This window comes from Gordonia sp. p3-SID1431 (assembly GCF_025143765.1).
Lineage (GTDB): Bacteria > Actinomycetota > Actinomycetes > Mycobacteriales > Mycobacteriaceae > Gordonia > Gordonia hongkongensis.
Map to the genome: position 1 here is coordinate 1 of NZ_JAMBDT010000053.1, position 10935 is coordinate 10935.

The 10935-nt window shown below is 67.4% G+C and carries 10 protein-coding genes; 7 read left to right on the plus strand and 3 right to left on the minus strand.

All coding sequences use genetic code 11. The features are described from left to right. Nucleotides 1–6 precede the first annotated feature (6 nt). A complete protein-coding gene (locus M4D77_RS14295) occupies nt 7–1467 on the minus strand; it encodes a DEAD/DEAH box helicase (protein WP_259936487.1) in 1461 nt (486 codons plus the stop codon). 369 nt (nt 1468–1836) lie between these two features. Between M4D77_RS14295 and M4D77_RS14300 the strand changes: the two genes are divergently transcribed. The 4 genes from M4D77_RS14300 (at nt 1837) to M4D77_RS14315 (ending at nt 5538) form a co-directional block, all read left to right on the plus strand. After that, nucleotides 1837–2583, plus strand: coding sequence for a TetR/AcrR family transcriptional regulator (locus M4D77_RS14300; RefSeq protein WP_259936488.1), 747 nt, complete (start codon nt 1837–1839; stop codon nt 2581–2583). A gap of 76 nt (nt 2584–2659) precedes the next feature. Continuing rightward, nucleotides 2660–3907 carry a zinc metallochaperone AztD gene (aztD, locus tag M4D77_RS14305; RefSeq protein WP_396266585.1) on the plus strand — a complete coding sequence of 416 codons (1248 nt, stop codon included), beginning with the start codon at nt 2660–2662 and terminating at the stop codon, nt 3905–3907. A gap of 126 nt (nt 3908–4033) precedes the next feature. Continuing rightward, entirely contained in the window at nt 4034–4930 is an 897-nt protein-coding gene (coaE, locus tag M4D77_RS14310; RefSeq protein ID WP_259936489.1) for a dephospho-CoA kinase, read from the plus strand. A 137-nt stretch (nt 4931–5067) separates the two neighbouring features. Beyond that, on the plus strand, nt 5068–5538 hold the full coding sequence (locus M4D77_RS14315; protein ID WP_065632416.1) for a hypothetical protein: 471 nt from the start codon (nt 5068–5070) through the stop codon (nt 5536–5538). Here M4D77_RS14315 and M4D77_RS14320 read toward each other — a convergent pair. Continuing rightward, nucleotides 5524–6132 (minus strand): DUF402 domain-containing protein, encoded by a 609-nt coding sequence (locus tag M4D77_RS14320; RefSeq protein ID WP_259936490.1) that lies wholly within the window; start codon nt 6130–6132, stop codon nt 5524–5526. The two genes, M4D77_RS14315 and M4D77_RS14320, sit on opposite strands and share 15 nt — an antisense overlap. Before the next feature lie 94 nt (nt 6133–6226). Here M4D77_RS14320 and M4D77_RS14325 point away from each other — a divergent pair, with 94 nt between their 5' ends. The 3 genes from M4D77_RS14325 (at nt 6227) to M4D77_RS14335 (ending at nt 9682) form a co-directional block, all read left to right on the plus strand. After that, nucleotides 6227–6892 (plus strand): hypothetical protein, encoded by a 666-nt coding sequence (locus tag M4D77_RS14325; RefSeq protein WP_259936491.1) that lies wholly within the window; start codon nt 6227–6229, stop codon nt 6890–6892. A 20-nt stretch (nt 6893–6912) separates the two neighbouring features. Continuing rightward, nucleotides 6913–9069, plus strand: coding sequence for an excinuclease ABC subunit UvrB (uvrB, locus tag M4D77_RS14330; RefSeq protein WP_058251857.1), 2157 nt, complete (start codon nt 6913–6915; stop codon nt 9067–9069). A gap of 169 nt (nt 9070–9238) precedes the next feature. Further along, nucleotides 9239–9682: a universal stress protein gene (locus M4D77_RS14335; protein ID WP_058251858.1), complete on the plus strand. Its 444-nt coding sequence runs from the start codon at nt 9239–9241 to the stop codon at nt 9680–9682. 47 nt (nt 9683–9729) lie between these two features. Here the strand turns inward: M4D77_RS14335 and M4D77_RS14340 are convergent, their stop codons facing one another. Further along, complete coding sequence (locus M4D77_RS14340; RefSeq protein WP_259936495.1) at nt 9730–10647, minus strand: hydroxymethylglutaryl-CoA lyase; 918 nt, start codon at nt 10645–10647, stop codon at nt 9730–9732. Nucleotides 10648–10935: the final 288 nt, after the last annotated feature.

The window sequence follows — 10935 nt, forward strand, 5'->3', positions numbered from 1 at the left end:
TGCTGGTCATCGCGCCTCCCGGTGACGCCGCAGGATGTCCATCAACCGTTGGTCGTCGAGGCCGGTCAGCTCGGTGAGAGCGGACGTGTCGTCCGCGTGCGCGCCGAGCACGGACTTGCGCCGGTGCAGGCGATCGATGTGCTCTTCGAGGGATGTGGCCGAGGTGAGGGTGGTGATCGTGACGGGACGTTTCTGGCCGATTCGGTGCACGCGGCCGGACGCCTGGGCCTCGACCGCCGGGTTCCACCAGCGGTCGAAGTGGATGACGTCGCAGGCGCGCGTGAGGGTGAGTCCGACGCCGCCGGCTTTGAGGCTCATGACCATCAGCCCGGGGCCTTCGCCTGACTGGAAGGCGGCGACGAGTTCGTCGCGACGGCTCGCCGAGAGACCGCCGTGGAAGAACGGTGCGTCGACCGCCAGTTGTTCGGCGAAGTGCCGGACGAGGAGTTCACCGGTTTCCCGGTACTGGGTGAAGACGAGCGTGGGGGAGCCGTTGCGCAGGTTGTCACCGAGGATCTCTGTGCACACGTCGAGCTTGCCCGAGCGTCCCGCGAGCACCCGGGTGTCGCCGGTGACGAGGCCGGGATGGTTGCAGATCTGCTTGAGCCGGGTGAGTGTGGCGAGAATCCGTCCGTGCCTTTCGAATCCGTCGCCGAAGCCGGTGTCTTCCACGCGCGCGAGGTGAGCGTCGTAGAGCTGCGCCTGTTCGTCGGTCAGATCGACGAGCACCGGATTGGCGATCTTCGGCGGCAGCGCCGACGCCACGCGGGACTTGGTGCGCGCCAACATAACCGGCGCGACCGCCACCCGAAGTCGTCGCAGCGCGCCGGCGTCGCCGTCGTCCACGGCTTTGGTGAAGCGCCGCCGGAACACCGCCCGGTGAGGAAACAGTGCGGGCGCGACGACCCGGAGAATCGCCCAGAGGTCGTCGAGACTGTTCTCGATGGGAGTGCCGGTCAACGCGACGTGAGCCCGGGCGCCGACGGTGCGCGCCGCGCGTGACACCTGGGTGCGCGGGTTCTTCAGGGCCTGCGCCTCGTCGAACACGGCTGTGGCCCAGTCGAATCGACGGACATCGGCGATGCTCAGTCGCAGTCTCGCGTAGGAGATCACGGTGATCGAACCGGGCCCGTCCGGCGCATGCTCGAGGGGGCCGGTGTACACGTTCAGATCGGGCGCGAAGCGGGCCACCTCGTGACTCCAATTGGTCACGAGGCTGGTCGGGCAGACGACCAGCTGTGGTCCCTCGTGCGCCCGAAGCGTCAGCAGTCCGATCGCCTGGACGGTCTTGCCCAGTCCCATCTCGTCGGCCAGCACGGCACCGCCGGTGACCTCCGCGGTCCGGGCCAGCCAGGCGATACCGCGAATCTGATAGGGCCGCAGGTGGGCTCGCAGAGTGTCTCGCAGTATGTCCTCGGCGGCGAGACACTCCTGCAGCGCTGTACGGGCGAAGTCCGCAGTCGTCATCGCCGTCCCGGTGGGATCGATCTCGGCGTGTGCGGCGAGCGGCAGTGGTGTCGCGGAGTCGCCGGCGAGTGTGCGTCGCCACGCTTCGACCGACTCCGCGACTCGGCTCGGATCACCCTGGTCGCACGCGGCCAGGAGCGCCGGGGGGTCGACGAGTTCGCAGCGGACGTCGCGAACGACGAGGTCGCGGACGTCAGGGACCGCGAGACGGCAGCTGTCCGATAGGTTCCCGGCGTCGGATTGGTGGGAAGACCAGAGCGCGAACTGGTGCAGGTCCGGCAGATACGTGGCCTGAGTGGGCAGCGGACACTCCTCTTGGTACGGTGTACGGAGTTGTTACTCAGTACACCGTACGGGAAAGGCGTCGCAGTGTCGACCTCAGATGATGCACGCACGCTGGTCCGACTGCTCTGGCGAGCCGAGGCCGGAGACGTCGGCCCGCGGCGGGGGCCGCGGCAGCGGGTATCGGTCGACGACATCGTGACGGCGGCGATCGACCTCGCGGACGAGCGCGGGCTCGCTGCGGTCTCGATGCGCGCCCTGGCCGCCGAACTGGGCGTCGGGCCGATGAGTCTGTACACCTATGTGCCGACGCGTGATGTGCTGGTGGCGCTCATGATCGATCACGTGACGGCACGGACTCCGATGCCCGGGCCGGCGCCGACCGTCGTCGAGTCCCTGGCGGAAGTCGCGCGCGCACTGCGTGCCGAGTGTCTCGACCACCCATGGCTACTGGCGGCCTCGCCGTGGCGCCAGGTGCTGGGCCCGCACCGTCTGGCCCGGTACGAGCGGCAGCTCGAATTGCTCGAGTCGACCGACATCTCGGATGTGCAGCGAGACCACATCATCGCACTGCTCGGTGCCTTCGTGGCCGGCAACGCCCGCGAGGCGGTCGGGGAGCGGACGGCCGCCGAGGAGTCCGGGATGAGCGACGCGCGATGGTGGGAGATCGTCGGTCCTGAACTCGCGGCGGTCATCCCCGATGGTGCGTACCCCCTGTCGGATCGGGTCGGCAGTGCGGTCGGAGAGATCCATCAGGCGCCCGGCGCCCCCGACGACGCCTTCGAATTCGGACTCGCCTGCGTGCTCGACGGGTTGCGGCCAATGCTGTCCTGATGCCGGGGGGTTCGTGAGGAGCGGCCGTTGCGGGCCGTCACCATCCCATGCGTTGTTGACAATGATTTTCATATCCATGTTCACTGTTCGGGTGTTCGCACAACGGACAAAACTGACCCGCTCTCTCGCGTTTCTCACCGCCGCGTCGTTCGCGCTCGTCGCCTGCGGGAGCGAGGATTCGAGCGAATCCGCGCCCGCCTCCAGCTCGGCCGCGGCCGTCGAGCAGCAGAGCGCCACGCCGCGCCTCGCGCTCAGCTACGACGGCGGCATCCTGGTCCTCGACGCAGAGTCGTTGGAGCAGGTCGCCGACCTCCCGATCGACGGCTTCATCCGACTCAACAGCGCCGACAACGGCCGCAATGTGTTCGTCTCGGAGTCGGACGGGTTCCGGGTTCTCGACATGGGTACCTGGACGCGTCAACACGGCGACCATGGTCACTACTACACGACGACACCGGCCCTCACCGACATGACGTTCGGCGGTGAAGAGCCGGGACACGTTGTGCCGCACGACTCCCGGATCGCCCTCTTCACCGACGGCACGGGCCAGGTCGACATCGTCGAGCCCGCCGAGCTCCTGCGCGGCAACCCGGCGTCGACCTCGTTCACACTTCCCGAGCCGCACCACGGGGTCGCGGTGTTCCGTGCGGACGGTACGGTCGTCGTCACCGTCGGAAACGAGGACTCGCGCAGCGGGATTGCGATCCTCGACCCCGAGCGCAAGGAGATCGTGCGTAACGACCAGTGCCCGGGTGTGCACGGTGAGGCCGCCGGCGCCGACGGAGTCCTCGCTTTCGGTTGCGAGGACGGACTGCTCATCGTGAACGGGAACGACATCCGCAAGGTCGAGAGCCCCGACGAGTACGGCCGCATCGGCAACCAGGCCGGCAGCGAGGAGTCCCCGATCATCCTCGGCGACTACAAGTCCGATCCGGACGCCGAACTCGAACGGCCGACCCGGTTCTCGCTCACCGACACCCGCACCGGTCAGCTCCGGCTCGTCGACCTCGGCACCTCCTACAGCTTCCGGTCCATCGAGCGCGGTCCCGGCGGGTCCGCCGTGATCCTGGGAACCGACGGTGCCCTACACGTCTTCGACGCCGACACGGCGGCCAAGACCGCCACGATCCCCGCCATCGGCGCGTGGACCGAACCCGACGAGTGGCAGTCCCCGATGCCGAACGTCGTGGTGCAGGAGGGCATCGCCTACGTCAGCGACCCGGCGGCCAAGAAGATCGTCGCCGTCGATCTGAACAAGAACGAAAAGGTCGGCGAGGCGGACCTGCCGCACGAGACCATCGAACTGGCGGCCGTCACCGGCTGATCCATCAACCCGAGGAGACCTCGTCTCGACGTCGTGACCCGCTGAGGGTCATCGCGCGAGACGGGGTCTCTCGTGTCTGCGGGGCCCTTCCAACGTGTCGCAGACGAATTTGTCAGACTGGTGGGCGTGATCAGGCTTGGGCTGACCGGTGGCATCGGGGCCGGCAAATCGACTGTGGCGAAGACGTTCGTCGAGCGGGGCGCGTACATCATCGACGCGGACAAGGTCGCCCGGGAGGTGGTCGAGCCGGGATCCGAGGGTCTGGCTGCGCTCGTCGAGGCGTTCGGTCCGGACATCCTGACAGCCGACGGGAGTCTCGATCGTCCGGCTCTCGCGGCGAAGGCCTTCGTCGACGACGAGTCGAGGCTGACGCTCAACGGCATCACCCACCCGCTCATCGGGGCGCGGACTCAGGCCATGCTCGACGACGCACCGGCCGACGCGATTGTGGTGCAAGACATCCCGCTGCTGGTCGAGAACCACACGGCGCCGTTCTTCCATCTGGTCGTGATCGTGTTCGCCGAGGCCGACGTGCGGTTGCACCGGCTGACGACCATGCGGGGTGTTGCCGAGGCCGATGCCCGTGCCCGCATCGCCGCGCAGGCGACCGACGAGCAGCGTCGTGCCGTGGCCGACGTATGGCTGGACAACTCGGGCGCCCCCGAGGAACTGGCGGCATCGGCCGCCCGGGTCTGGGACGAGCGCCTCGTGCCGCTCGAGTTGAACGTCCGCGAGCGTCGCGTCGCCGAGTCGGTGCCCGGACTCGTGGCAGCAGAACCGAATCCCAATGGTCCGTCCGCGCGTCTGGTGAACCGATTGTGGGCGCTCGCCGGCGAACTGGCCACCGCGGTCGACATCGTCGACCCGGCGGCGGTCGAGTTGCGGGTGACCGCACGTGACGCCGGCGCCGCGGAGGGCTTGGCGGATCGTCTCGCCGACGGTGGATTCGCACCGGCCGGACCGGATCAGTACGGGTCCTGTGACCCGGGGCGGCCTGCCACGGTGCGGGTCGTCACACGCTGACCGGCGGTTGGCACAAAAACTGACTACAAACGTTACCAAAATCGGCACATGCCGCCCCGTCCGCTGCTAACTTGTGAGTCGCACGCCCCCGCGGTGGGGGTGGTCGCTGAGGACGAAGCCCAGGAGTGGAGCACAGCATGGTCGGTCGGGGAAGTCGGAGTCGCGCGCGGATTGCCAGTGGCGCAATAGCTTTTGGTGCAGTTGCGTGCGCAAGCGTGGCGCTGGCCGCGCCGGCGGAGGCGGCGCTGCAGGGCATCGCGGTGGACACTCTTCCGGGTTACGGCTCGTCGGCCAACGGCTCGTTCAACTACGGGGTGTACGGCGCGGGATGTTCCTACACACTGTCGGTTCTCGTCAGCGATCCGCGTTCGGCGAAGTCGAATCTGAAGGTCACCCTGGTGGGCGCCGGGCGCACGGTCACGATCTACGACCAGAAGCCCACGAGTGTCGAGATCCGGCCCAAGTGGCGGCCGTCGACGCCGGGCCGCTACCTGCTGAAGGCGACCCTCGATGGAGTCGAGAAGTCGAGGGCGGTCACGGTGGGCACCGGCGTCCAGCTCCCGGACTTCATCCGTAACGGATCCTGTTTCGTGCTACCGACGTACTGATCTACCGGCCTGGCCGTGGCGACGGTGGTCGTGGTCGCGAAAGGCCACCGCGCCACCCGCCGCGGCGTCGAGCCAGGCCTGTATGTCGTTGCCGTGTTCCGCCGCACCGACGAGTGCACGCGTGGCGATCTCGACGGCTTCGACGCACTGCGCGGTGTCGAGCAAACCGTCACGGTGGGCCTCGAGCAGCTCGTCGGTGTCGAGCAGCAGGGGAGGGGTGCCCGGCACGTCGACGAGATCGAGGTACCAGTCCTCGGCATGCCACCGGCCGTCGTCGTCGGGGCCGGCGAACCGGCCCACATCCAGGTACAGGCGCTGCCCTTCGCGGTAGCCGTCCTGGTAGTGGAAGATGTTGGCGCGCAACCCCAAAGCGGGTAGCAGCCATGACTCCAGGTGGTCGAATCTGGGGTGCCCGGGAGCGTGGCGCGACATGTACAGCCCGAAGTCGGTGACGCGATACTCCTCGACCTCCCGGACGAATCCCTTGTTGTCGGTGTTCGTCATCGCCGGGACGTCGAAGACCTCGCGTTTCGGCGGGTGCAGCGGGTGCGGTGCTGACCCGGGGTCGGCGGTGCGCCCGCCATCGCTCGTCATGCTTTGAATCTAGCCAGCCTCACCGACGATCTCAGGGTGAAAGCCCGAGTTCTCACCGATGCGTCCGACCGCCGGTCCGCGGGATGGTCGGAACATGAGGACTTTCGTCGCCGAACGGGGCCGTGCTGTGGCCCGCGAACGAATCACAGCGCGGCCGACCGTCAAGCGCGCACGGCACGTGCTGCTGTGGATACACGTGCTCTCGTCCGTCTGTTGGATGAGCCAGGCGCTCGCGATGGCGGTTCTGATGCTGAATCCCGGGGACGGGGGCGCGGTCGCCGCGCACGTCCTCGACACCACGGTCCTGGTGGTCTCTGCCAATGTGTCCGCGATGTCGGGATTCCTGCTGTCCGCGACGACGCCCTGGGGCTTCTTCCTCCACTGGTGGGTCCTCGTGAAGTTCGCGATCACGGTGAGCCAGCTCGTCGTCGGGATCGCGGTGCTCTCACCAGCTCTCGACTCGGCGGCGCGCGCCCGCGAAGTCGCGTCGGCCGGCCTGCTCGCGTCGACGGTCCTGATGGCCACGTTGATCGCGTTCCAGGGCTGGCTGTCGATCGCGAAACCGTGGTCGCGCGTGCCGCGCCGGTCCCGCGGCACGGCGCCGGTTCCGGGCCCGGCGGTCCGGGTCGCGGCACCCGTCGCGGTCCTCGCCGACGTCGGAGTGTTCGTCGTCGTCGGCCAGCCGATCCCGCTGTGCTCGGCGGTCGTGCTCGTCGCCGCGCTCGTCGGACGCCGGTCCGCGGGAACATCGATGTCATAGGTCGCGTTTACCCTGGCACTATGGCTTTTGCAGCAGAACGCCCCGTCATCGCGCACTCGGAGTTCCGGCCGGTCGGCGAGATCGAGCGGACCGATGCCCGCCTGCAGGTCGTCAGCGAGTACGAACCGGCCGGCGACCAGCCCGCCGCCATCGAAGACCTCACCCGCCGGATCAAGGCCGGGGAGAAGGACATCGTCCTCCTCGGCGCGACCGGCACCGGAAAGTCGGCGACCACGGCCTGGCTCATCGAGCAGGTCCAGCGCCCGACGCTCGTGATGGCGCCGAACAAGACGCTCGCGGCGCAGCTCGCGAACGAACTGCGCGAGATGCTGCCCAACAACGCCGTCGAGTACTTCGTCTCGTACTACGACTACTACCAACCCGAGGCGTACATCGCGCAGACCGACACCTACATCGAGAAGGACTCGTCGATCAACGACGACGTCGAGCGCCTACGTCACTCGGCGACGTCGAGCCTGCTGTCGCGACGCGACGTGGTCGTCGTCGCCTCGGTGTCCTGCATCTACGGCCTCGGTACGCCGCAGTCCTATCTCGACCGGTCCGTCGAGATCGAGGTCGGTCAGGAGATCGATCGAGACGCCCTGCTGCGTCTGCTCGTCGACGTCCAGTACACGCGCAACGACATGTCGTTCACCCGCGGCAGCTTCCGGGTGCGCGGGGACACGGTCGAGATCATCCCGTCCTATGAGGAACTGGCTGTGCGCATCGAGTTCTTCGGCGACGAGGTCGAGTCGCTGTACTTCCTGCATCCGCTGACCGGTGACGTCGTGCGCCAGGTCGACTCGCTGCGCATCTTCCCGGCCACCCATTATGTTGCCGGGCCCGAGCGCATGGAGAAGGCGATGGCGAGCATCGAGCGCGAGCTCGAGGAACGACTCGCCGAGCTGGAGGGCAAGGGCAAGCTGCTGGAGGCCCAGCGTCTTCGCATGCGCACCACCTACGACCTCGAGATGATGCGTCAGGTCGGGTTCTGCTCGGGCATCGAGAACTACTCGCGCCACATCGACGGTCGAGCCGCGGGGAGCGCGCCGGCCACGCTCATCGACTACTTCCCGGACGACTTCCTCCTCGTCATCGACGAGTCGCACGTGACGGTGCCCCAGATCGGCGGCATGTACGAGGGCGACATGTCGCGCAAGCGCAACCTCGTCGAGTACGGATTCCGATTGCCTTCGGCGGTCGACAACCGACCGCTCACATGGGACGAGTTCGTCGACCGCATCGGACAGACCGTGTATCTGTCCGCGACTCCCGGGCCGTACGAACTGGGCCAGTCCAACGGCGAGTTCGTCGAACAGGTGATCCGTCCGACGGGACTCGTGGACCCGCAGGTCGTGGTGAAGCCCACCAAGGGCCAGATCGACGATCTGGTCCACGAGATCCGTGAGCGAACCGATCGCGACGAGCGCGTCCTGGTGACCACCCTGACCAAGAAGATGGCCGAAGATCTCACCGATTACCTGCTCGAACTCGGTATCCGCGTCCGGTACCTGCACTCGGAGGTCGACACCCTGCGTCGTGTCGAACTGCTCCGCCAGCTGCGCTCCGGTGACTACGACGTCCTGGTGGGCATCAACCTGCTCCGCGAGGGCCTCGACCTGCCCGAGGTCTCGCTCGTGGCGATTCTCGACGCCGACAAGGAGGGCTTCCTGCGGAGCACAACGTCGCTCATCCAGACGATCGGTCGCGCGGCCCGCAACGTGTCCGGCGAGGTCCACATGTATGCGGACAAGATCACCGATTCGATGCGCAACGCCATCGACGAGACCGAGCGGCGTCGGGAGAAGCAGATCGCGTACAACAAGGCGAACGGCATCGATCCGAAGCCGCTGCGCAAAAAGATCGCCGACATCCTGGACCAGGTCTACAAGGAAGCCGAGGACGAGGCCGTGGCGGTCGGTGGTTCCGGACGCAACTCCAGCCGCGGACGCCGCGCACAGGGTGAGGTGTCGAAGGCCGGTAGTTCGGGGGTCATCGAGAAGCGTGACGTGTCGATGATGCCCCGCGCCGAGCTCGCCGACCTCGTGTCGCAACTCACCGACCAGATGATGAGTGCTGCTCGGGATCTGCAGTTCGAACTCGCCGGACGACTCCGCGACGAGATCGCCGATCTGAAGAAGGAGATGCGAGGGATGGACGCGGCCGGGATCAAGTGACGTCCGTTCAGCGTGGCAGCGTCGGGTTCACGATGTGCCGATCACCACGAACGGGGGACAGACGCGCCCGTGGCACACTAATGTCCCCGTGCAGGACCCCTGCATTGTGGGTATACGCGATGACGCCTCGCTGATGGGCAGCGAGGCGAATTCATGTCGAGAGGTTGGGATGAGCTCTTACGAAACCGTCGTCGTCGGAACGGACGGCTCCGAGTCGTCGATGAAGGCTGTGGAGCGTGCGGGTGCACTCGCGGGCGACGCTCAGTTGGTGATCGCGTGCGCGTACTTCCCGAACGAGCGCGGAGCCGGCGACGCCGCGGATGTCCTGAAAGACGAGGCGTACCAGGTCACCGGATCGACGCCGACCGAGGAGATCCTGCGAACCGCGAAGGAACGGGCCACCAAGGCCGGTGCGTCGAACGTGGTGCAGCGCCCGGTCAAGGGTGCCCCGGTCGACGCCCTCCTGCAGTTGGTGAGCGACGTCAAGGCCGATCTTCTCGTCGTGGGCAATCGCGGCCTGAATTCGATCGCCGGCCGGCTCCTCGGATCGGTCCCCGCCGACGTGGCCCGCAAGTCGGCGTGCGACGTGCTGATCGTCCACACCACCGGATAGTCGGCGAAGGGTTTCCCACCGGTGCGTTCGCACCGATGGGGTCCCGCTCAGATGTTCCCGTCTCCGCGGACGGCCGGAAATGCTCCGGCACGTCCGATGAGTGCGGGGACATCCTTGTCGAGGGCACGGCCCAGCCACGCGGCGGCGTCGATCAGCCCCTGCATGTCGACACCCGTGATGACCTCGGACCGATCGAGTGCGTAGACGAGATCCTCGGACGCGATGTTGCCGGTCGCCGCGGGCGCGAACGGACACCCACCGAATCCGCCGACACTGGCGTCGATGGCGCCGGCACCCGAATCGAGCGCGGTGAGAGCATTCGCGTAACCGGTGTTCCGCGTGTTGTGGAAATGCCAGCGCTGTGGAATACCGGGCGCACGCTCCGCCGTGCGGGCGGCGAGATCGCGGACCTGCGCCGGGACCCCGACGCCGATCGTGTCGGCGAGAGCGATCTCGTCCGGGGCGGCCTGATCGGTCAACCGCGCCACGATGTCGGAGATCCGGCGCGGGTCGACCTCGCCCGTGAACGGGCAGCCGAACGCGACCGCGATGGTCACCGTCGTCGCGAGGCCGGCCGCGCGCGCGTCGCGCACCACGTCGACGGCCGCGGAAACGGTGTCCTCGACGCTGCAGCCCTGATTACGGCGGCTGAACGCCTCGGTGGCCACGACGACCGCGTTCACCTCGTCGACCGCGGAGGCGAGAGCGCGGTCGAGACCACGACGATTGAGGACGAGCCCGATATAGGAGACACCGTCCACGCGGGGCACCCCGGCCATGACCTCCTCGGCGCCGGCCATCTGCGGTACGCGTTTGGGGTTCACGAAACTCACCGCCTCGATCCGGCGCACGCCGGCGTCGACGGCCCGGGCGATGAACTCGATCTTCTCCTCGACGGAGAGCAGGGTCTGCTCGTTCTGCAACCCGTCCCGCGGGCCCACCTCGATCAACTGCACGTCTGACACCAGTCCGATCTTGCCTTGTCCGGCGCCGGGCGAAGCCATGTCCGAGATGTCGTTCTGCCCCGGTGTCGGTCGAACGACCGAATCCTACGGTCCCGGAACCACGCCAGACGGTACGAAAGTGACCAGTGTGGCTCCATCGCACTCGGGTGTTCCCATCTGTCACACCAGTTTTCGAAGTCGTCCGATCGTCGGGAACGGCCGGTCGTGCGGGATGTATCACTTTCCGAAGCGGATGCGATGTACCGCGTATGATTCGTTGCTGTTCGACGATCGCTGCGGGGGGACGCG

What these genes read in the sequence shown, in the direction of transcription:
- M4D77_RS14295 (WP_259936487.1), bottom strand. Translation starts at nt 1,467, where the DNA reads ATGACGACTGCGGACTTCGCCCGTACAGCGCTGCAGGAGTGTCTCGCC.
- M4D77_RS14320 (WP_259936490.1), bottom strand. Translation starts at nt 6,132, where the DNA reads ATGACGAGCGATGGCGGGCGCACCGCCGACCCCGGGTCAGCACCGCAC.
- uvrB (WP_058251857.1), top strand. Translation starts at nt 6,913, where the DNA reads ATGGCTTTTGCAGCAGAACGCCCCGTCATCGCGCACTCGGAGTTCCGG.
- aztD (WP_396266585.1), top strand. Translation starts at nt 2,660, where the DNA reads ATGTTCACTGTTCGGGTGTTCGCACAACGGACAAAACTGACCCGCTCT.
- M4D77_RS14335 (WP_058251858.1), top strand. Translation starts at nt 9,239, where the DNA reads ATGAGCTCTTACGAAACCGTCGTCGTCGGAACGGACGGCTCCGAGTCG.
- M4D77_RS14325 (WP_259936491.1), top strand. Translation starts at nt 6,227, where the DNA reads ATGAGGACTTTCGTCGCCGAACGGGGCCGTGCTGTGGCCCGCGAACGA.
- M4D77_RS14315 (WP_065632416.1), top strand. Translation starts at nt 5,068, where the DNA reads ATGGTCGGTCGGGGAAGTCGGAGTCGCGCGCGGATTGCCAGTGGCGCA.